Source organism: Brevundimonas viscosa, assembly GCF_900116065.1.
GTDB lineage: Bacteria > Pseudomonadota > Alphaproteobacteria > Caulobacterales > Caulobacteraceae > Brevundimonas > Brevundimonas viscosa.
Window position 1 is genome coordinate 191,351 of sequence record NZ_FOZV01000002.1, and the last position, 19,653, is coordinate 211,003.

At 70.5% G+C, this 19,653-nt stretch carries 19 protein-coding genes; 7 read left to right on the plus strand and 12 right to left on the minus strand.

Annotated features, from left to right (window positions below):
• Positions 1-55: 55 nt before the first annotated feature.
• From dprA to ruvX, 6 genes are all read right to left on the minus strand, one after another.
• The gene (gene dprA, locus BM333_RS05165) at positions 56-1,138 is read right to left on the minus strand and encodes a DNA-processing protein DprA (RefSeq protein ID WP_092308061.1); all 1,083 of its coding nucleotides are present in this window, start codon (positions 1,136-1,138) and stop codon (positions 56-58) included.
• Entirely contained in the window at positions 1,135-1,773 is a 639-nt protein-coding gene (gene plsY / locus BM333_RS05170; protein ID WP_245777152.1) for a glycerol-3-phosphate 1-O-acyltransferase PlsY, read from the minus strand. The genes dprA and plsY overlap by 4 nt, the downstream gene beginning before the upstream one ends.
• A gap of 107 nt (positions 1,774-1,880) precedes the next feature.
• A complete protein-coding gene (gene pyrC, locus BM333_RS05175) occupies positions 1,881-3,182 on the minus strand; it encodes a dihydroorotase (RefSeq protein ID WP_092308065.1) in 1,302 nt (433 codons plus the stop codon).
• Positions 3,179-4,159 carry an aspartate carbamoyltransferase catalytic subunit gene (locus BM333_RS05180; protein WP_092308067.1) on the minus strand — a complete coding sequence of 327 codons (981 nt, stop codon included), beginning with the start codon at positions 4,157-4,159 and terminating at the stop codon, positions 3,179-3,181. The genes pyrC and BM333_RS05180 overlap by 4 nt, the downstream gene beginning before the upstream one ends.
• Positions 4,160-4,206: 47 nt before the next feature.
• Positions 4,207-5,127 (minus strand): AEC family transporter, encoded by a 921-nt coding sequence (locus tag BM333_RS05185; RefSeq protein WP_092308069.1) that lies wholly within the window; start codon positions 5,125-5,127, stop codon positions 4,207-4,209.
• On the minus strand, positions 5,124-5,600 hold the full coding sequence (gene ruvX / locus BM333_RS05190) for a Holliday junction resolvase RuvX (protein WP_092308071.1): 477 nt from the start codon (positions 5,598-5,600) through the stop codon (positions 5,124-5,126). Before ruvX ends, BM333_RS05185 begins: the two co-directional genes overlap by 4 nt.
• Positions 5,601-5,674: 74 nt before the next feature.
• Here ruvX and BM333_RS05195 point away from each other — a divergent pair, with 74 nt between their 5' ends.
• The 4 genes from BM333_RS05195 to gatB all read left to right on the plus strand — a co-directional run bounded on the left by BM333_RS05195 (position 5,675) and on the right by gatB (position 9,547).
• A complete protein-coding gene (locus BM333_RS05195; RefSeq protein ID WP_092308073.1) occupies positions 5,675-6,202 on the plus strand; it encodes a hypothetical protein in 528 nt (175 codons plus the stop codon).
• A gap of 81 nt (positions 6,203-6,283) precedes the next feature.
• Positions 6,284-6,571 carry an Asp-tRNA(Asn)/Glu-tRNA(Gln) amidotransferase subunit GatC gene (gene gatC / locus BM333_RS05200; protein ID WP_092308075.1) on the plus strand — a complete coding sequence of 96 codons (288 nt, stop codon included), beginning with the start codon at positions 6,284-6,286 and terminating at the stop codon, positions 6,569-6,571.
• A gap of 1 nt (position 6,572) precedes the next feature.
• The gene (gene gatA, locus BM333_RS05205; RefSeq protein ID WP_092308077.1) at positions 6,573-8,051 is read left to right on the plus strand and encodes an Asp-tRNA(Asn)/Glu-tRNA(Gln) amidotransferase subunit GatA; all 1,479 of its coding nucleotides are present in this window, start codon (positions 6,573-6,575) and stop codon (positions 8,049-8,051) included.
• Positions 8,052-8,053: 2 nt separating this feature from the next.
• A complete protein-coding gene (gene gatB / locus BM333_RS05210) occupies positions 8,054-9,547 on the plus strand; it encodes an Asp-tRNA(Asn)/Glu-tRNA(Gln) amidotransferase subunit GatB (RefSeq protein WP_092308079.1) in 1,494 nt (497 codons plus the stop codon).
• 138 nt (positions 9,548-9,685) lie between these two features.
• Here gatB and BM333_RS05215 read toward each other — a convergent pair whose 3' ends face one another.
• Complete coding sequence (locus BM333_RS05215; protein WP_092308081.1) at positions 9,686-10,369, minus strand: P-loop NTPase family protein; 684 nt, start codon at positions 10,367-10,369, stop codon at positions 9,686-9,688.
• Between the two features lie 210 nt (positions 10,370-10,579).
• On the opposite strand from BM333_RS05215, the gene aspS reads away from it, so the two are divergent.
• Positions 10,580-12,361, plus strand: a complete 1,782-nt coding sequence (gene aspS / locus BM333_RS05220) for an aspartate--tRNA ligase (protein WP_092308083.1) — start codon at positions 10,580-10,582, stop codon at positions 12,359-12,361.
• 59 nt (positions 12,362-12,420) lie between these two features.
• On the opposite strand, the gene BM333_RS05225 is transcribed toward aspS, so the two are convergent.
• From BM333_RS05225 to BM333_RS05235, 3 genes are all read right to left on the minus strand, one after another.
• Positions 12,421-13,311 carry a pentapeptide repeat-containing protein gene (locus BM333_RS05225; RefSeq protein ID WP_245777153.1) on the minus strand — a complete coding sequence of 297 codons (891 nt, stop codon included), beginning with the start codon at positions 13,309-13,311 and terminating at the stop codon, positions 12,421-12,423.
• Positions 13,312-13,374: 63 nt separating this feature from the next.
• Positions 13,375-13,857: a pentapeptide repeat-containing protein gene (locus BM333_RS05230; RefSeq protein WP_092308085.1), complete on the minus strand. Its 483-nt coding sequence runs from the start codon at positions 13,855-13,857 to the stop codon at positions 13,375-13,377.
• Positions 13,858-13,914: 57 nt separating this feature from the next.
• Entirely contained in the window at positions 13,915-16,338 is a 2,424-nt protein-coding gene (locus BM333_RS05235) for a TSCPD domain-containing protein (protein ID WP_092308087.1), read from the minus strand.
• 207 nt (positions 16,339-16,545) lie between these two features.
• Between BM333_RS05235 and BM333_RS05240 the strand changes: the two genes are divergently transcribed.
• Together BM333_RS05240 and BM333_RS05245 are read left to right on the plus strand one after the other, a co-directional pair.
• Positions 16,546-16,938 carry an NADH:ubiquinone oxidoreductase subunit NDUFA12 gene (locus BM333_RS05240; protein ID WP_245777154.1) on the plus strand — a complete coding sequence of 131 codons (393 nt, stop codon included), beginning with the start codon at positions 16,546-16,548 and terminating at the stop codon, positions 16,936-16,938.
• Positions 16,935-17,630 carry a DUF2155 domain-containing protein gene (locus BM333_RS05245; RefSeq protein WP_092308091.1) on the plus strand — a complete coding sequence of 232 codons (696 nt, stop codon included), beginning with the start codon at positions 16,935-16,937 and terminating at the stop codon, positions 17,628-17,630. Before BM333_RS05240 ends, BM333_RS05245 begins: the two co-directional genes overlap by 4 nt.
• On the opposite strand, the gene aat is transcribed toward BM333_RS05245, so the two are convergent.
• Positions 17,597-18,292, minus strand: a complete 696-nt coding sequence (gene aat, locus BM333_RS05250) for a leucyl/phenylalanyl-tRNA--protein transferase (RefSeq protein ID WP_092308531.1) — start codon at positions 18,290-18,292, stop codon at positions 17,597-17,599. The genes BM333_RS05245 and aat overlap by 34 nt on opposite strands.
• Positions 18,293-18,297: 5 nt before the next feature.
• Complete coding sequence (gene accC / locus BM333_RS05255) at positions 18,298-19,650, minus strand: acetyl-CoA carboxylase biotin carboxylase subunit (RefSeq protein ID WP_092308093.1); 1,353 nt, start codon at positions 19,648-19,650, stop codon at positions 18,298-18,300.
• Positions 19,651-19,653: the final 3 nt, after the last annotated feature.

A 19,653-nucleotide genomic window follows, 5' to 3' on the forward strand; every position in this document is an offset into this window, starting at 1 on the left:
CGGGAACGTGGTTGGCTCAGGCCCGCGTGTCAATCGGCCGTTGTCGCGACGGCTCTCACAGCGAGGCCAGACCGCCCGGCAGCAGGGTCGCCCGGCCGGCCAGGCTGAGCTCGAGCAGGGCCGCGGCCACGGCCCCGACCGGCGCGCCGGCGGCCCGGGCCAGCTCGTCGCGCGGCGTCGGGGTGGGGGAGAGCAGGGCGGCCACCCGCTCGACCAGTTCCGCCTCGATCTCGTCGGGCGCGCCCGCGAATGGCGTGTCTCCGGCCGGCTCGCGGATGGCCCGTGGCCGCTCGAACTCGCGCTCGATGTCGGCCAGCCCCTCGCACAGGATTGCGCCCTGGCGCAGCAGTTCGTTCGGTCCCTTCGAGCGCGGATCGAGCGGCGAGCCCGGCACGGCGAAGACGTCGCGGCCCTGCTCCGCAGCCAGCCGGGCGGTGATCAGCGAACCCGACCGCAGTTCCGCCTCGACCACCACCACCCCGCGCGACAGGCCCGAGATGATGCGATTGCGGCGGGGGAAGTCCTTGGCCTGCGCCCGCGCCCCGACGGGGCTCTCCGAGACCACGCAGCCCTGCTCGACGATCTGCCGGTACAGGTCGGCGTTGTCCGGCGGATAGACGTCGTCGATCCCGCCGCCCAGCACCGCCACCGTTCCGGTCGGCAGCGCGCCGGCGTGGGCCGCGCCGTCGATTCCCCGCGCCATGCCCGAGACCACGATGTGGCCCGCCTCTCCCAGCTGTTGCGCCAGTCCCCGCGCAATCCGCTGGCCGCCGGCCGAAGCGATGCGCGCCCCGACGATCGCCATGGACGGCCGCGCCATCAGCGCGGGATCGCCCAGGGTCCACAGCAGCGGCGGCGGCGGGTCGATGGCCGCCAGCAGGACGGGATAGTCGGCGTCGCCGAACACGATCAGCTGCGCTTTCAGCCGCTCGCCCGCGGCGAGCTCGGCGTCTATCTCTCCGGGAGACGGCAGGGTGAAGCCATGACCGCCGCCACGGCGGACGAGGTCGGGCAAGGCGTCGAGGGCCCGCGCGGCCGTTCCGAAGCGGTCCAGCAACTGGCGGAAGCTGACGGGACCGACGCGGTCGGTGCGGGCCAGCCGCAGCCGGGCGAACCGCTCGGCCGCCTCGAGGGTCACCCCTTCTTCGCCCCGATGCGCGGCTCCGTCCCCTTCAGCAGGCGGCCGATGTTCTCGCTGTGGCGAATCCAGATCAGCACCGCGGTGAAGGCGGCCAGCGAGAGGATGGGGGCCGGGGCCGGCAGTCCGAGAGCGGCCAGCGGGAGCAGGGCGTAGAGCGGCGCGGCCGCCGAGGCGACGAGGGCGGAGAGCGACGAGATGCGGAACAGCGCCGCCATCAGGATCCAGGTGGCGCCGGCCAGCAGGCCCAGCGGCCAGGCGGCCGCGATCAGCAGGCCGAAGAAGGTCGCCACCCCCTTGCCGCCCTTGAAGCCGAGCCAGACGGGGAACAGGTGGCCGAGGAAGGCCGCCCCGCCGGCGATCGCCCCGGCGACCTCGCTGTCGAACAGCTGCCGGGCGACCAGCAGGGCCGCGGCGCCCTTGCCGGCGTCGAGCAGCAGGGTGGCCAGCGCCAGATCCTTGCGCCCCGTGCGCAGCACATTGGTGGCGCCGATGTTGCCCGAGCCGATGCCGCGGACGTCCTGGCCGGTCGCGGCCCGGGTCAGAATGACGCCGAACGGGATCGAGCCCAGGAGGTATCCCCCGGCCGCCACCAGCGCCAGCGTTCCCAGAGCGGGCCCGACCAGATCCTGCACCTCAACCCCCATACAGCCGACGCGTGTATATCATGCGGGCGCGCGGCTTCGCCAGCCGGCGGAAGATGGTGTGATTCGGTGAAGCTCGTGTCCGCCGCCCGGACGCGTCACCGGCCGTCGTGCACGACGCGCCCGCCGGCCACCGTCAGCCGCACCTTGCCCTGCAGCCGTCGGCCGTCGAAGGGCGAGTTCTTGGACTTGGAGCGCAACGCGTCGGCGGCTATGACCACCGGCGCGCCCGGGTCGAACAGCACGAGGTCGGCCGGCGCGCCCGCCGCCAGCCGTCCGGCCTCGAGGCCGAGCAGGTCGGCGGGCCCCGCCGTCAGCGGCCGCAGCAGGTCCAGCAGGTCCAGGCCTTCGGCGTGATGCAGCGTCAGCGCCGCCGGCAGCAGGGTCTCCAGCCCGACGGCGCCCGGCGCGGCCTCGGCGAAGGGCCGCCGCTTGTCTTCGGCCGGGGCCGGGGCGTGGGCCGAGGTGATGACGTCGATCAGCCCTTCGCGCACCGCCTCGACCAGCGCCTGCCGGTCGCTCTCGGTGCGCAGCGGCGGATCCAGCCGGTAGAAGGTCCGGTAGTCGCCGATGTCGACCTCGTTGAAGCACAGGTGGTTGACCGACACCGAGGCGGCGACCTCCAGCCCCTTCGCCCGCGCCCGCGCCAGGGTCTCCAGCGCGCCCTCGGTGGAGATCTGGTCGACCAGGAAGCGCGCGCCGGTCTGCTCGACCAGCGCCAGGTCGCGTTCCAGCTGGATGCGTTCGGCGATGGCCGGCGCCGAGGCCAGCCCCAGCCGGGTCGCCAGCTCGCCCGAGGTCGCCACGGCCCCCTCGCTCAACCACGGATCCGCCGGCCGGCAGGCGATCAGGGCGTTGAAGGCGGCGGCGTAGCTCATCACCCGCTGCAGGGTGCGGCTGTTGGCGATCACCTTGTCGCCGTCGGTGAAGTACAGGGCGCCGGCCTCGTCCATCAGGCCGATCTCGGCCATCCGCTGGCCGTCCAGTGCCCGCGTCGCCGCCCCGGCCACGCGCACATTGACCAGCCCCAGCGCCGCGCCGCGTCGCTGGATGAAGTCGACCATGGCCGGGTCGTCGATGGCCGGGTCGGTGTCCGGCTGCACCACGATGGTGGTGACTCCGCCCGCCGCCGCCGACAGGGCCGCGGACTTCAGCGTCTCCTTCGGCTCGGCCCCCGGTTCACCGGTCTTGACCCGGATGTCGATCAGGCCAGGCGACAGGCAGAGGCCGCCGGCGTCGACGACCTCCACGCCCTTAGGCGCCGCGGCGCCCGCGCCATGGACCACCTCGAGGATGCGGCCGTTCTCGACCAGCACGGCGCCGGCGCCGTCGTAGTCCGTCGCCGGGTCGAGCAGGCGCGCGTTCAGGATCGCCAGAGCCTTGGCAGCGGACGCGCTCATGCCGATGCCTCCTCGCGGCGCACCGACAGGGTGGCCAGCACCGCCATCCGCGCCGCCACGCCCATCTCGACCTGGTCCTGGATCAGCGACACCGACAGATCGTCGGCCACGTCGGAGTCGATCTCGACGCCCCGGTTCATCGGCCCCGGATGCATCACCTTCGCGCCCGGGTTCGCCCAGGCCAGCTTCTCGCGATCGAGGCCCCAGAAGCGGAAGAACTCGCGGGTCGAGGGCACCAGCGCCCCCTCCATCCGCTCCAGCTGCAGGCGCAGCATCATCACCACGTCGCAGCCCCGCAGGCCCTTGCGCATGTCGTGGAACACCTCGCAGCCCCAGCGGTCGGCGTCGCCGGGCACCAGCGTCGGCGGCCCGATCAGCCGCACGCGGGCGCCCATCATCGACAGCAGGGCCACGTTCGACCGCGCCACGCGGCTGTGGGCGATGTCGCCGCAGATGGCCACCGTCAGTCCGCCCACGTCGCCGAAGGCGCGGCGCAGACTGAGCAGGTCCAGCAGCGCCTGGGTCGGATGCTCGTGCCGCCCGTCGCCCGCGTTGACCACGGCGCAGCCGACCTTCTGCGACAGCAGGGCCGCCGCGCCCGAAGCCCCGTGCCGCACCACCAGCACGTCCGGTTTCATGGCGTTCAGGGTCGCCGCCGTGTCGATCAGGGTCTCGCCCTTGGCCACCGATGACGTGCGCGGCGACAGCGCCGTCACATCCGCGCCGAGACGCCGGGCCGCGATCTCGAACGAGGCCGAGGTGCGGGTCGAGTTCTCGAAGAACAGATTCACCACCGTCCGGCCGCGCATCAGGTCCAGCGCCTTGGCCCCCTGTCGGTTGAAGTCGACGAAGGCGTCGGCGAGGTCCAGCAGCGGCGGGACCGTGGCGGCGTTCAGGTCGCCGGCGGACAGGAAGTGGTCACGGGGAAACGGCGCCAGCCGTTCCCGGATGATCTCGGCGAGGTCGGACTGGCTCATCGAAGCCCGGCTATAGGGCCAGCCGCGCCGGAACGGAAGCCGTCGCCTCAGATGTAGCCGAACAGGCCGAGCAGCAGCGGGATGGTCGCGGCGCTCGCCACCGTGGTGAAGGCCACCACCCCGGCGACCAGCGGCGCGTCGCCGCCCATCTGCCGCGCCAGCACATAGCTTGCCGCCGCGCCCGGGGCCGCGCCGGCCAGCAGGGCCACGCCCTGGGCCGTCCGGTCGCCGCCCAGCCAGCCGCACAGCCAGAACATCGCCACCGGCAGGACCAGCAGCTTGATCGCCGCGACCGTGGCGATGGTGACCGGCCGCGCCGCCGCATAGCGGAAGCTCAGCCCCGCTCCCGCCGTGATCAGTCCCAGCGCAATGGCCCCCGGCCCCATCAGTTCAAACACGCCGTCCAGCATCGGATGGGTCGGAAGGCCGGCGAGATTCAACACCGCCCCGATGGCGCAGGCCCAGATGATCGGGTTGCGGCCGAGGGAGTGCAGGGCCAGCCGCCAGCCGCCGCCCTGTCCGGCGCCCCAGCGCGCCAGCGCCAGCACGCACATCACGTTCAACGCCGGGGCCAGCACGCCGAAGGCCACTGCCGCCGTCCCCAGGCCGGCCGGGCCGAACACCGCCGTCGCCACCGGCAGGAAGACGAACCCGTTCCACCGCACCACACCCTGGAAAACGCTGGTGAACGAGGGGTCGGGCAGGCGCAGGGCCGGCTTGGCGAGAATGGTCAGCGCGACGACCAGCAACGACACGCCGATGGTGCTCAGCGCCACCGGCCCGGCCGTGCCGGCGCTGAAGTCCGCGCCCCACACCGCCGGGACGAGGAAGGCCGGGTAGAAGACGAAATAGGTCAGCCGCTCGACCGCGCGCCAGCCGTCGTCGGCGAGGAAGCGCACCTGCTTCAGGCCCCAGCCCAGGGCGATCATGGCGAACACCGGCACGATGCCGGCCAGCAGCCCGTTCACCGGACGCCCGCGTCGCGCAGGCGGTCCAGCGCCCCCTGCAGGATCCAGGCGGCCGCCGTGCGGTCGACCACACCGGCGCGGCGCTTGCGGGTCAGGTCCAGCTCGTCGATCAGGAAGCGCTCAACGGCGGTGGTCGACAGCCGCTCGTCCTGGAAGGCGACCGGCACCTCTCGCAGCCGTTGCAGGTTGCGGGCGAAGGCCCGGCACGACTGCGCCCGGGGCCCTTCTGATCCGTCCATGTTGAGCGGCAGGCCGATGACCAGACCGCTGGCGCGCCGCGCGTCCATCAGCTTCAGGACGTGCTCGGCGTCCTGGGTGAATTTCGTCTTGCGGACCAGCTCCAGCGGACTGGCGATCATCCGCGTGGCGTCCGATGCGGCGACCCCGATGGTCTTCTCGCCCAGATCCAGCCCCAGCCACGGCGTCCCGGGCGGGGTCGAGGCGGCCAGTTCTTCGAGGGTCATGACGGTCACCCGCGGGCCCTAGGACTGGCGGGCGACGCTGGCAAGGTGCAAGCTGCCCCGGTCGATCGACGATGAGGGGTCCGATGAAGCATCCGCTCCTGTTCCTCGCCGCATTCATTCTGCTGGCCGCGTGCGACACGGGCGTCGAGAGTCGCCGCCACGCCCTGCCGGCCGAGACCCGGCCGCTCCCTGCGCAGGCGGTTGCGCCGCTGGTCCCCGACGGCCCCGCCGCCTCTGTCGAGCCGAACGCCGAACCGGCGCTGCAATGGTCCGCCGGCGTCGCCCGCCTCGATCCGCTTACCCGCCAGGGCGACGCCACGGTGAAGCTGTTCGGAACCGCGGGCGGCGACCCGGCGATGAACGGCCTCTACACCCACATCGCCTTCTTCCACTCTCCGGCCGAGGGCTGGCGCGTGTTCCGCATCGGCGATGTGCTCGATTACCGCGTGCGCAGCGAAACACCCGGCCGCGTCGATCTCGAGGTCGAGGAAAGCCTGATGGACCCGGCGACCGGACGCATCGGCTCACGCAGGCGAGGCATGATCGTGGCCTGGACCCCGGGCCCCGGCGGCAGCCCGCCGGCGTCCATCACCGTCACCCCCGCGCGCTGACGTCGCGCGGCGTCTGAATCCTTGTGAATCCGGGGCCGGGCGGCTAATCCCGCCGGCTCAGGTTTCGCATTGGAGGGCCGCATGGCCGTCGACGTCGCGACCGTGCGCCGGGTGGCGCACCTCGCCCGCATCAAGACCCCCGAGGAGCGGCTGGAGCCGCTGGCCCAGGAGCTGAACGGCATCCTGGCGTGGATCGAGCAGCTCAACGAGGTCGACGTCGAGGGCGTCGAGCCGATGACCTCCAACGTCCACCAGCCGCTGCGCCTGCGCGACGACGTGGTCACCGACGGGAACAAGGTCGCGGACGTCCTCTCCAACGCTCCGAAGTCGGCCGACGGCTTCTTCGTGGTCCCGAAGGTGGTCGAATAGAATGTCCGACCTGACGAAGCTGACCCTCAAGGCCGCCGTCGACGGCCTCAAGGCCCGCGACTTCTCCTCGGAGGAGATCACCCGCGCCTTCCTCGCCAACATCGAGACCGCCAACCCGCGGCTGAACGCCTACGTCCTGCCCACCGCCGACAAGGCGCTGGACATGGCCCGCGCCGCCGACGCCCGGCTGGCGAAGGGGGAGGGCGGCCCGCTCGAGGGCGCGCCCCTCGGCGTCAAGGACCTGTTCTGCACCGACGGGGTCCAGACCACGGCCGGCTCCAACATGCTCAAGGGCTTTGTCCCGCCCTATGAGTCCACCGTCACCGCCAACCTGTGGCGCGACGGCGCGGTCATGCTCGGCAAGCTGAACATGGACGAGTTCGCCATGGGCTCGTCCAACGAGACCTCGGCCTTCGGGCCCGTGGTCAATCCGTGGAAGTCCGGCGTCTCCAACGCCGACCTGACCCCGGGCGGTTCTTCCGGCGGTTCGGCCTCGGCCGTCGCCGGCGATCTCTGCCTGGCCGCCACCGCCTCCGACACCGGCGGCTCGATCCGCCAGCCGGCGGCCTTCACCGGCACCGTGGGCGTCAAGCCGACCTACGGCCGCGCCAGCCGCTTCGGCATGGTCGCCTTCGCCTCCTCGCTCGACCAGGCCGGGCCGATCACGAAGACGGTCGAGGACGCGGCCATCCTGCTGCGCTCGATGTGCTCCTTCGATCCGAAGGACTCGACCAGCCTCGACGTCGAGACGCCGGACTGGAGCCAGTCGCTCGGCAAGTCGGTGAAGGGCCTGCGCATCGGCATCCCGAACGAATATGTCGTCGACGGCATGCCCGCCGAGCAGATGGAGCTTTGGGAGAAGGGCCAGGCCTGGCTGCGCGAGGCCGGCGCCGAGATCGTCGAGATCAGCCTGCCGCACACGAAGTACGCCCTGCCGGCCTACTACATCATCGCCCCGGCCGAGGCCTCGTCCAACCTGGCCCGTTACGACGGCATGCGCTTCGGCCACCGCGCGGCGGAGGCGAAGTCGCTGACCGACCTCTACGAGACCAGCCGCGCCGAGGGCTTCGGGAAGGAAGTCCAGCGCCGTCTGACCATCGGGGCCTACGTCCTCTCGGCCGGGTTCTATGACGCCTATTATGTCCGGGCGCTGAAGGTTCGCCGCCGCATCGCCGAGGACTTCGACAAGGTCTGGGACCGCGTCGACGCCATCCTGACGCCCTCGACCCCGTCGGCCGCCTTCGCCATCGGCGACCGGCAGATCGACCCGGTGACCATGTACCTGAACGACGTCTTCACGGTCACCGCCAACCTCGCCGGCCTGCCCGGCATCTCGGTCCCTGCCGGCCTCGACAAGGCCGGCCTGCCGCTCGGCCTCCAGGTCATCGGCAAGGCGCTGGACGAGGCGACGGTGTTCCAGGTGGCCGGCGCGCTCGAAGACGCGGCGGGATTCGTCGCCCGGCCGGAGAAGTGGTGGTGAGCATGACCGACAAGACCTTCACCATCCAGGGCCGCACCGGCCCCTGGGAACTCGTCATGGGGCTGGAGATCCACGCCCAGGTGGCCTCGCGCGCCAAGCTGTTCTCCGGCGCCGCCGTCGGCTTCGGCGCCGGCCCCAACGAGCAGGTGTCGCTGGTCGACGCCGGCTTCCCCGGCATGCTGCCGGTGCTCAACAAATTCTGCGTCGAACAGGCCGTCCGCACCGGCCTCGGCCTCAATGCGCAGATCAACAGACGCAGCCAGTTCGACCGAAAGAACTACTTCTACCCCGATCTGCCGACCGGCTATCAGATCAGCCAGCTGTTCTATCCGATCGTCGGCGAGGGCGTGGTCGAGGTCGAGGCGGAGGACGGCTCCTTCTTCAACGTCGGCATCGAGCGCCTGCATCTGGAGCAGGACGCCGGCAAGCTGATCCATGACCTGTCGCCGACCGAGTCCTACGTCGACCTCAACCGCGCCGGCACGGCCCTGATGGAGATCGTCTCCCGGCCCGACATCCGTTCGCCGGACGAGGCGGTCGCCTACGTCAAGAAGATCCGCACCATCCTGATCTACCTCGGCACCTGCGACGGCGACATGGAGAAGGGCAACTTGCGGGCCGACGTCAACGTCTCGGTCTGCCGCCCGGGCCAGTACGAGAAGTTCAAGGACACCGGCGACTTCAGCCATCTCGGCACGCGCTGCGAGATCAAGAACGTCAACTCGTTCCGCTTCATCAACCAGGCCATCAACTACGAGGCGCGGCGCCAGATCGAAATCCTCGAGGACGGCGGCACGGTCGATCAGGAGACCCGTCTCTACGACCCGACCGCCGGCGAGACCCGCTCGATGCGCTCCAAGGAAGAGGCGATGGACTATCGCTACTTCCCCGACCCTGATCTCCTGCCGCTCGAACTGGAGCAGGCGTGGATCGACGAGATCAGGGCCTCGCTGCCGGAACTGCCCGACGAGAAGCGCCGCCGCTTCATGAGCCAGTACGGCCTGTCGCAGTACGACGCCGGGGTGCTGATCTCGGAGCAGGCCAAGGCCGACTGGTTCGAGGCGGCGGCGAAGGGCCGGGACGCCAAGCTGGTCTCCAACTGGGTCACCAACGAACTGTCGGCGCGCCTCGCCGCTGACGGGTCCGACTTCGCTGACTGCAAGCTGCCGCCGGCCTATGTCGCCGAACTGGTCGAACTGATCGAGACCAACGTCATCTCGTCGAAGATCGCCAAGGAGGTGTTCGACCACGTCTGGAACGGCGAAGGCTCGCCGGCGCAGGTCGTGGAGAAGCACGGCCTCAAACAGGTCACCGACACCGGCGCCATCGAGAAGGCGGTCGACGACATCATCGCCGCCAACCCGGACAAGGCCGCCGCCGTCGCCGAAAAGCCCCAGGCGGTCGGCTGGTTCGTCGGCCAGGTCATGAAGGCGACGGGCGGCAAGGCCAACCCGGCCGTGGTCAACGAGATCCTGAAGGCGAAGCTGGGGCTGTAGGTCAGCGTCCTTCTCCCCTTGCGGGAGAAGGCGCCCCGGAGGGGCGGATGAGGGGTTGCTCCGGCCCCTCCCGCGCGCCCCCTCATCCGACCTCGCTCCGCTCGGCCACCTTCTCCCGCAAAGGGAGAAGGGACGTCGTCATTCAAACAGCTCCCCGCTCTCCGCGCCGCCCTCGAGGGCCTCGCGGGCCAGCGTCCGGGTCACCGGTCGGTGCAGGGCGTCCAGCCGCTCGACCACCGCCGCCGCCGCCGCCGAAGAGCGGTCGATGCGGCGCAGCAGATAGGGGATGACGTCCTTCGCCGGCCGGATGCCCCGTTCGGCGAACCGGCTCTCCAGCATGGCCGCCAGCACGGCGTCGTCGGGCGCCTCGACGGGCGCCGTGCGGACGGCGTTCAGCCGCGAGCGCAGGTCCGGCAGCCGCACCTCCCACGCCGACGGCGGCGGCCGGTCGACCAGCAGCAGGGCCCCACCCGGCGCCTGGGCGAGGTTGATGAGGTGGAACAGGGTTTCGTCGTCGGCCTGCATGGCGTCGTCCAGCAGCACCGGCCGTCCCTCGATCTCCAGCGGATCGACCAGCGCCGCTTCGGCGCCGTGCACGGCCGTCGCGCCCACCCGTTCGGCCCAGATCTGCCCCAGGCGGCTCTTGCCCGAGCCTTCAGGACCGCAGATCGCCATGGTCCCGCCGATCAGGTTCGGCCAGTCCTGCACAGCCTCGAAGGCGACGCGATTGCTGTCCGAGACGACGAAGCCCGTCGCGCCGTCGGGCAGATCGCTCTGCAACGGCAGGCGCATCTGGTCGGGCGGGGCGGAGCGGGCGGTCATGCGTCTTCACCATAGCAGACGCCGCGGTCGCGAAAGAGCGGGTTCCCGCCCGGCCGTGGACAAGCGCACGCACCTGTGGATTCGGGGAACGCAGGGGGAGGGGGCTCGGTCAGCGCGACCCGGCCAGCCTTGACTTTCCGGGGCGATGATGCGCCCTTCCGCGCTCCCGAATTGCGCCCGTCCGGGCCCTGAATCCAAGACGAAGACGCCATGCACGCCTACCGCTCCCATACCTGCGGCGCCCTCCGCTCGACCGACGCCGGCTCCAGCGTGCGTCTGTCCGGCTGGGTGCATCGCAAGCGCGACCACGGCGGCCTGCTGTTCATCGACCTGCGCGACCACTACGGCCTGACCCAGCTGGTGCTGCACCCCGAAACCCCCGGCTTCGACGTGGTCGAGCGCCTGCGCGCCGAGAGCGTCATCCGGGTTGACGGCGAGGTGGTGCTGCGCGAGGCGGGTACGGTGAACCCGAACCTGCCGACCGGCGAGATCGAGGTCCGGGTGAAGGCCGTCGAGGTCCTGTCCGAAGCCGCCGAGCTGCCGCTGCCGGTCTTCGGGGAGCCGGAGTATCCGGAGGAGATCCGCCTCAAGCACCGCTACCTCGACCTGCGCCGCGAGACCCTGCACAGGAACATCGTGCTGCGCTCGAAGGTGATCTCCTCGATCCGGCGCCGCATGGTCGAGCAGGGCTTCCTTGAGTACCAGACCCCCATCCTGACCGCCTCGAGCCCCGAGGGCGCCCGCGACTTCCTGGTGCCGTCGCGCCTGCATCCCGGCCAGTTCTACGCCCTCCCGCAGGCCCCGCAGCAGTTCAAGCAACTGCTCATGGTCTCGGGCTTCGACCGCTATTTCCAGATCGCGCCCTGTTTCCGCGACGAGGACCTGCGCGCCGACCGTTCGCTGGAGTTCTACCAGCTCGACGTCGAGATGAGCTTCGTCACGCAAGAGGATGTTTTTGCTGCCATCGAGCCCGTCATGCACGGCGTGTTCGAGGAGTTCGCCGACGGCAAGAAGGTCGATCCCTATCCCTTCGTCCGCATTCCCTACCGCGAGGCCATCGCGATGTTCGGCACCGACAAGCCGGACCTGCGCAACCCGATCGAGATGTCGGACGTCAGCGATCATTTCCGCGACGGCGGCTTCGGCCTGTTCAACAAGATCCTCGCGGCCGACGCGAAGAACGCCGTCTGGGCGATCCCGGCGCCGACCGGCGGCTCGCGCGCCTTCTGCGACCGCATGAACTCCTGGGCCCAGGGCGAGGGCCAGCCGGGCCTCGGCTACATCTTCTGGTCCGAGGACCAGGGCGCATGGGGCGGCCCGATCGCCAAGAACCTCGGCGCCGAGGCGACCGACGCCCTGATGAAGTCCCTGGGCCTCGGCAAGGGCGACGCCGCCTTCTTCGCCGCGGGAGATCCCAAGGTCTTCCACAAGTTCGCCGGAAACGCACGCACCAAGCTGGGCCAGGACCTCAACCTGATCTCGGATGACGAGTTCAAATTCTGCTGGATCGTCGACTTCCCGATGTTCGAGTGGAGCGAGGAGGAGAAGAAGGTCGACTTCTCGCACAACCCCTTCTCCATGCCGCAGGGCGAGATGGAGGCGCTGACGACGAAGGATCCGCTCGACGTGCTGGCCTACCAGTACGACATCGTCTGCAACGGCTACGAGCTGTGCTCGGGCGCGATCCGGAACCACAAGGCCGAGATCATGCTCAAGGCCTTCGAGATCGCCGGCTACGACGCCTCTGTGGTCGAGGAGCAGTTCGGCGGCATGCTCAACGCCTTCCGCTACGGCGCACCGCCCCACGGCGGCCTGGCTCCCGGCATCGATCGCATCGTCATGCTGCTGGCCAACCAGACCGCCATCCGCGAGGTCATCGCCTTCCCGCTGAACCAGCAGGGCCAGGACCTGCTGATGGGCGCTCCGGCCCAGGTCCAGGAGAAGCAGCTCAAGGAACTGCACATCAGGCCGGCCCTGCCGCTGAAGGTGTGATGGCGCCGATCAGCGCCGCAACGAGGAAGGCCCCGGTCGTCGACCGGGGCCTTTTCTCGTTACTGGCCGCCGGCGACCACCAGATTGCGCACCCGCGGCGGCGCCGGAGGGGTCGGTGGGCGGGGCGGCGAGATGCGAAGGATGCCGCGGCAGGACCGGGCGCTCAGTCCGGCGGGCAGGAGGGTCGAGCCGTCTCCGCAGGCCTGCCCCACCTTCTCCTGGGTCAGGCCGCGGGTGCGACTCAGATTGGCTCCCCGGATGTCCGTGCGGTTGAGTTCGGCGCCGCGGAAGTCGGCTCCGGCGAAATTGCCTCCGGTCAGTCGGGCGCCGTTCAGTTCGGCGTTCACGAACGAGGCGCCTCGAAAGTCCCCGTTCGACAGGTTCGACATGCTGATCTCGGCGTTCGAGAAGTCGGCCTGCCGGGCGTCGACGTTGGCGAGCGTGCTGGCATTCAGTTCCGCCGCCCGGAGGCTCGCGCCGCTGAGCACCGCGGTGTTCAGGTTCGCGCCGTTGAGCTCGGCCCCGTTGAGATTGACGCTGTCCAGCCGGGCGCGGACGAGGGTCGCTCCCATCGCCATGACGCCGGTCATGTCGGCGCGGGAGAACCGCGCTCCCGTGAAGTTGGCGCCCACCATGCCGGCGCCGGTCAGATCCGCCCGGCTGAAATCGCTGCCCGCGAAGTTCGAACCGACCAGTTCGGCGCCGCGCAGATTGGCGCCCACGAGGGTGGCGTCGGTGAACATCGCGCCGGTGAAGGCGGCTCCGGCGAGGTCGCGTCCCGAGAGCTCGCACGCGTGGCAGGAGCCGCCCAGCGAAACCATGCGCGCCACGTCGCGATCCTGCCACTGCAGCTGGATCTCGGCCACGGCCGGCGCGGCGACCACCATGGCCGCTGCGGCGGCGCTGGCGGCGAGGAGGCGACGGACTTGGATTCGGGCGAACTGGGTCACGCGACCTTCATGACGCCAACGTCCGACAGACCCTACTTAATTCGCTGTAAGGTCGGTGGCGGATCAGCAGCGGGGAATGGTCAGACCCGACGGCAGCTGGGTGGCCTCGTCTCCGCAGGCCTGGTTCAGGCGCGACTGGGTGAGGCCACGCGCACCTCTCAGGGACGCGCCGGCGAAGTTGGCGCCGGAAAGCGTCGCACCACTGAAGTTGGCGCCATCCAGATAGGTCCCGACGAAACTGGCGTTGGTCAGGTTGGCCCCGGAGAAGTTCGACCCGGAGAACACGCCCCCGTAGGCCTCGACGTCGCGAAGATCGGCGTTGTCGAAACGGGTCCGGTTCATCACCACGAGACTGAGATCGGCCTGGCGGAGGCGGGCGCGCGAGAGGTTCAGTCCTCGCGCCTGCAGACCGCTCAGCTCGGCCTGGAACAGATTGCAGCCGCTGCAGCTGGCCCCGCCGCGCACCCGCGCGATCTGGCCGGCGTTCTGCGCCTGCGCCGGCGCGGCGGCCATCAGGACGGCGAGAGAGATCAAAAGGCGCTTCATGGCGGACTCCAGGTCGGCAGGGACCAGTCAGCGCAAGCTTCGCATCAATTCGTTGACTTAACCCTGCATCGACGGCGCGGCCCCGCAGGTTTCGCAGATCCAGCCGCCGCCCTGCTGCCGAAGCGACAGGTCGCCGCAGTCCGGGCACGCGGTCGCCGGCGGCCCGGCGCCGGCGTTCGACCGGGGCGCATCACGCTTCTGGCCGAACGGCAGGACGACAAGGTTGTCGGGAGCCGCGCCGCGCGCGAAGCCTTTCGAGATGAACCGCGCCGCCGGAACGGTCTCCGGTTCGTGGCCGCCGGCGTCGGTGGCGCCCAGACCGTCCCCCGCTTCAGGATGGGCGTTGGCCAGCTCATGCCGGCCCAGGTAGGACACGCCCAGTTCGCGGAAGATGTAGTCGAGAATGGAGGTGGCCGACCTGATCGAGTCGTTGCCGGTCACCTTCCCGGCCGGCTCGAAGCGCGTGAAGACGAAGGCGTCGACGAACTCCTCCAGCGGCACCCCGTACTGGAGGCCGATCGAGATCGCGATGGCGAAGTTGTTCATCAGCGAACGGAAGGCGGCGCCTTCCTTGTGCATGTCGATGAAGATCTCGCCGAGCTCGCCGTCCTCGTATTCGCCGGTGTGGACGTAGACCTTGTGTCCGCCTACCGCCGCCTTCTGGATGTATCCCTTGCGGCGGTCCGGAAGCTTCCGGCGGCTGCGCTCGCGTTCGACCACCTTTTCGATGACGCGCTCCACCATTCGCGGCTCCGGGTCGGGTCTCCGGTCCCGTTCCGTCGCGGCCCCGTCCGCAAGCTGGAAAAGCGGACCGGCGGGCGCCGTTCCGCGCATCAGCCGCACGCCGCGCAGCCCTTCGCGCGCTGCGTCGGCGAGGGCTCGCGCCGCCTGACCCGCGCCGGCGTCCCACGGCAGGGGGATCGGCGTCACGTCCGGCGCGGCGCTGAACGGCTCCAGGGCGCGGCGCAGACGGCGCTCGAACCCGGCCGGATCCGCGAGGACAGACGTCAGGGCCGACGGCGCCGCCGGCCAGTCGCGCAGATCGCCATGTCCGAACACCCACGCGCCGGCCGCCTCGATCTGTTGCTGCGAGAAGCCGAGACGCGGCAGGACCTGTTCGCCCGGCTCGACCTCAAGACCGAGCACGTCGCGCACAAAGCCGCTGTCCAGCACGGCCGGATGGAAGGCGTCCTCCAGTCGATCGACACAGGCGAGCGCCTGTTCGACGGCTTCCAGCTCCACGTCTGTGAAGCCGGCGCCCCGCAGCGCGGCATGGTCGAGCCCGGGCGCGCCGACGAGTGTGCGTCGCCCCAGAAGCTGACGTTCCGCCGCCTCCACATCGCCGCCGCCGCGCGCGATCGCCGTCGCCAGCGAGGGTCTGAGTCGGCGCCCTGTCTCCCCGTCAGCGGTCTGGAAGACGTCGAGCGCCCCGAGGCCGGACAGGCCGACCCGCAGGGCGGCCTCGGGATCGTCGATGAACAGGCTCAGGGCTTCGCCGTCCGATCCCGCGGCCTTGCGGATCAGTTCTGCGAGCCTTTCGGCGGCCGCTTCAGGGTCGGCCGCGCCGGCAGCCAGCAGGTGGTCAGCGAGGCCGCCGACCCCGAACGTCCAGGCGCCGTCTTCGGGGGCGAGCGCGGCGCTCCAGAGCTCCACCTGCCGCTGCAGTCCGAGCTCAAAAGCCTCCCCGAGCAGCTCTGCGAGCCGGGGAGTCGACAGCAGGATCGCCGGCCCGCGGCTGGCCTCGAGGAGCGCCTCGGCGGAGCCGGGATCGAAGGTCACGACCAGATCCCCGTCCAGGGTCGCGCCTGCGGCGAGCTGCGCTTCGGGCCCGCCCGAGGCCGCCACGCCCCTGTCGGCGATCGCGATCAGGGGCGACGGTTTGGCCAGCTGCAGCTCGGCCGCCTCGATGCGGTCGCCGGCCGCGGCGCGGAGAATGTCGACGTCCGCCACGCCCGCCGCCCGGGCGGCGCGGGCGGCGCGGGCGAGGGCGGGATTGCGCGACGGGTCGGCGCAATCTGCGGGGGAGCCGCTGCAGCGCTCGACCGCCTCGGACACTGTCTCCAGCGCCGCGACGGCGGCGCGCGTGGCGCCGGCGGCGAGCCGGAGCGCACGCCTGCGCGCGCCTTCCGCCGCCAGCAGCCGAGCCGTGGCGGGATCATCCAGCTGCAGCGGCTGGGCGGGATCGATGGCGGGCGCCCGGGCGGGGCTGACAACGCCCAGCAGGAGGGCGGCGGCCAGCTCTGCCGTCTCCGTCGGCGGACGGCCCAGGCCGTTCACCCAGGCATGCACGGCGGCGGCGAGCGGGTCGGCGCCGTCCATCGGCAGTCCGGCGTCGGCGGCCCAGTCGAGCCAGGCTTCGATCTGGGCGTCCGTCCAGGCTTCCGGGGCGCTCGCCGCAATCACCTGTGCGCCGCGCTCAAGCTCGCGCGGCGGCCGGGGAAGGTCGCTGAACACGGCGGCGAGCGATGTGGACTGGCGCATGACGGCGTCTCGATGCGGCGGTTCTGCGAGCCTAGCCGTCACTTGGCTGGTCCTGCAATAAATGTGGCGTGGATCTTGCCGCTTACCCCCAAGATGTTGAGAGATTCGGCATCGCCGGCGCGCTGGACGCAAGCGCTCCGGGTTTCTATGATCAGCGCAGCTGACGCCGGGCGTTCCGGCCGATCCGAACCGAGTGGATTTCCCGACGTGCTAGGCAAGATTTTCGGTTGGTGGGACGGCGCCACCATCGGCACCCTGTTCACCATCGCCAAGCGCGGCCAGCTCGTTGGAACCGACGAGTTCGGCAACCGGTATTATCTCTCCCGGGATAACACGAGCTATGACGGGCGTCGCCGCCGCTGGGTCGTCTACAACGGCTACGCCGACGGGTCGAAGGTGCCGCCGGAATGGCATGGCTGGCTGCATTACACGATCGACGAGCCGCCGACGGAGCGTCCGCTTCCGCGGAAGGCCTGGGAGAAGGACTACCTCCCGAATCTCACGGGAACGCCGATGGCCTGGCGGCCCAAGGGTTCGCTCGCCGCGGAGGGCGTGCGCCCCGCGGCGACTGGCGACTACGAGGCGTGGAAGCCCGAATGAGATTCCGGCGGGCGCTGCTGGTCGGGATCACGTCCGCTGCGGCGCTGGCTGCGGGCGGTGTGATCGCCTCTGCGCTCAGCGACCTGCCGCAGGACGCCCGCCCGGTGCAGGATCCGACCGCCGAACTGAATAGCCAGCCGGCGCAGCCGCAGACCCCGCCGGTCGTCGTGCCCCCCCGCGAGCCCGCGCCTGAAGCCGCGCCGGCTCCGGTCGTGCCGATCCCGATCACGCCGGCCAATCCGCCCGTCGTGGTTGTCCCGGAGGCCGACGAGATCGCCGCCGCCGACGAGGAGGAGGCAGGGGCTGAGGAGGCGGAAGCCGCCCCCGCGCCTGTCCAGACCGCCGAAGAGCCGGCCGAGGCGGCGCGCCGTCAGCGTCGCCGCGTCGCCATTGTCGAGGCCGTCGACAAGATCACCGCCGAGACCATGCGTTTCGCGGTCGAGGTCGGCGGGCGCCCCGTGCGCTTCGCCGACTCCCTAATCGTCACCGCCCGCGCCTGCGAGGTGTCGACCCCTGAAGAACTGGTCCCGGACTCCGTCGCCTACCTGGAGTTCCGGATTCAGCCCCGCGGCTTGCTGCAGGCGACGGAGCCCCGGGAGATCTTCCGGGGCTGGATGTTCGCCTCGTCGCCCGGGGTCAACGGACTCCAGCACCCGATCTACGACGCCTGGGTGGTGGGCTGCAGGGCGTAGGCCACGGCCTCGGCGCCGGTCATCGGGAGCGCCAGGGCGGCGGCGTCGGCCCGGGCTGTCCGCGCCGTCCGGAGCTGGCGCAGATAGGCCGATTGGGGGACCTCCACGGCGCCGAACTGCCCGAGGTGTTCGGTCATGAACTGGGCGTCGAGCAGCCGCCATCCGCCGCGCTTGAGCCGCGCCACCAGGTGCACCAGCGCCACCTTTGAGGCGTCCCGCTCGCGGCTGAACATGCTCTCGCCGAAGAAGGCGCCGCCGAGGGTCACGCCGTAGAGGCCGCCGACCAGGCGCTCGTCTTTCCAGCATTCTATGGAATGGGCATGGCCGCGGGCGTTGAGCTCGCCGTAGAGGCGGCGGATCGGATCGTTGATCCAGCTGTCCTCGCGCCCGGGCGCCGCCGAAGCGCAGGCTTCGACCACAGCGGCGAAGGCGGTGTTCACGCGGACGTCGAACCGTCCCGCGCGCACGGTTCGGCGTAGCCGCGTCGGGATGTGGAACGCCTCAAGCGGGATGAGGCCGCGCATGTCCGGCTCCACCAGGAAGACCCGCGGGTCATCGCGCGCCTCGCCCATGGGGAAGACGCCCGTCGCGTAGCAGTGGAGCAACTCGTCCGGACCGAACCGGCCGAAGGGGAGGCTGGCGCTGAAGCCGGGATCCTCCACCGTCGTCAGGCTGCGCCCTTCTGGCGTTTCGCCCAATTCTCCAGCCAGTGGATGTCATAGTCGCCGGACAGAATGTCGGGCTCCTGCAGCAGCTTCTGGAACAGGGGAATCGTGGTGTCGATGCCGCCGACGACCATCTCGTTCAGGCTGCGCTTGAGGCGCGCGATGCATTCCTCGCGGTCGCGTCCGTGGACAATGAGCTTGCCGATCAGGCTGTCGTAATAGGGCGGGATCGAATAGCCGGCGTAGATGGCGCTATCCAGCCGGACACCGAGGCCGCCCGGGGCGTGGAAATCGTTCACCGTGCCCGGCGAGGGCGTGAAGGTCTCCGCGTTCTCGGCGTTGATCCTGACCTCGATGGCGTGCCCTTCGAAGTGAATGTCCTCCTGCCGGAAGCTGAGCGGCAGGCCCGCGGCGATGCGAATCTGTTCGCGCACCAGGTCGACGCCGGTGATCATCTCCGTCACCGGATGCTCGACCTGCAGGCGGGTGTTCATCTCGATGAAGAAGAACTCGCCGTCTTCCCACAGGAACTCGATGGTGCCGACGCCAAGGTAGCCGATCTTGCCGATCGCCTCGTTGACGGTGCGGCCGATCTGGGCCCGTTCGACCGCAGACAACGCCGGGGAGGGCGCTTCCTCGAGGATCTTCTGGTGGCGGCGCTGCAGAGAACAGTCGCGCTCGCCGAGGTGGACGACGTTGCCGTGGCTGTCGGCGATCACCTGCAGTTCGATGTGGCGCGGCTTCTGCAGGTAGCGCTCCATGTAAACCGCGCCGTTGCCGAAGGCCGCCTGGGCCTCGGACTGGGCGGTCTGGACCGCCTCCACGAGGTCGTCCGGAGTCAGGGCGACCTTCATGCCGCGTCCGCCGCCGCCGGCGGCCGCCTTGACGATAAGGGGGAAGCCGATCGACTTCGACGCCTTGATCGCCGCCTCGACCGTCTCGACCTCGCCGTCGGAGCCGGGCACCACCGGGATGCCCGCGTCCTTCACCGTCTGCTTGGCGGTGATCTTGTCGCCCATGACCCGGATGTGCTCGGGCTTGGGGCCGATGAAGGTCATGCCGTGGGCTTCGACGATCTCGGCGAAGCGGGCGTTCTCGGACAGGAAGCCGTACCCCGGATGGATGGCCTGGGCGCCGGTGATTTCAGCGGCGGCGATGATCGACGGGATATTCAGGTAGCTCTTGGCCGCCGGCGCCGGACCGATACAGACGCTTTCGTCAGCCAGGCGGACCCACATGGCGCCCCGGTCAGCCTCGGAGTGCACCGCCACGGTGGAGATGCCCATTTCCTTGCACGCCCGGTGAATCCGCAGGGCGATCTCGCCGCGGTTGGCGATGAGGACCTTGGTGAACATGGC

What these genes read in the sequence shown, in the direction of transcription:
- gatC (WP_092308075.1), top strand. Translation starts at nt 6,284, where the DNA reads ATGGCCGTCGACGTCGCGACCGTGCGCCGGGTGGCGCACCTCGCCCGC.
- BM333_RS05215 (WP_092308081.1), bottom strand. Translation starts at nt 10,369, where the DNA reads ATGACCGCCCGCTCCGCCCCGCCCGACCAGATGCGCCTGCCGTTGCAG.
- BM333_RS05230 (WP_092308085.1), bottom strand. Translation starts at nt 13,857, where the DNA reads ATGAAGCGCCTTTTGATCTCTCTCGCCGTCCTGATGGCCGCCGCGCCG.
- BM333_RS05245 (WP_092308091.1), top strand. Translation starts at nt 16,935, where the DNA reads ATGAGATTCCGGCGGGCGCTGCTGGTCGGGATCACGTCCGCTGCGGCG.
- BM333_RS05235 (WP_092308087.1), bottom strand. Translation starts at nt 16,338, where the DNA reads ATGCGCCAGTCCACATCGCTCGCCGCCGTGTTCAGCGACCTTCCCCGG.
- BM333_RS05180 (WP_092308067.1), bottom strand. Translation starts at nt 4,159, where the DNA reads ATGAGCCAGTCCGACCTCGCCGAGATCATCCGGGAACGGCTGGCGCCG.
- gatB (WP_092308079.1), top strand. Translation starts at nt 8,054, where the DNA reads ATGACCGACAAGACCTTCACCATCCAGGGCCGCACCGGCCCCTGGGAA.
- BM333_RS05195 (WP_092308073.1), top strand. Translation starts at nt 5,675, where the DNA reads ATGAAGCATCCGCTCCTGTTCCTCGCCGCATTCATTCTGCTGGCCGCG.
- aspS (WP_092308083.1), top strand. Translation starts at nt 10,580, where the DNA reads ATGCACGCCTACCGCTCCCATACCTGCGGCGCCCTCCGCTCGACCGAC.
- gatA (WP_092308077.1), top strand. Translation starts at nt 6,573, where the DNA reads ATGTCCGACCTGACGAAGCTGACCCTCAAGGCCGCCGTCGACGGCCTC.
- accC (WP_092308093.1), bottom strand. Translation starts at nt 19,650, where the DNA reads ATGTTCACCAAGGTCCTCATCGCCAACCGCGGCGAGATCGCCCTGCGG.
- pyrC (WP_092308065.1), bottom strand. Translation starts at nt 3,182, where the DNA reads ATGAGCGCGTCCGCTGCCAAGGCTCTGGCGATCCTGAACGCGCGCCTG.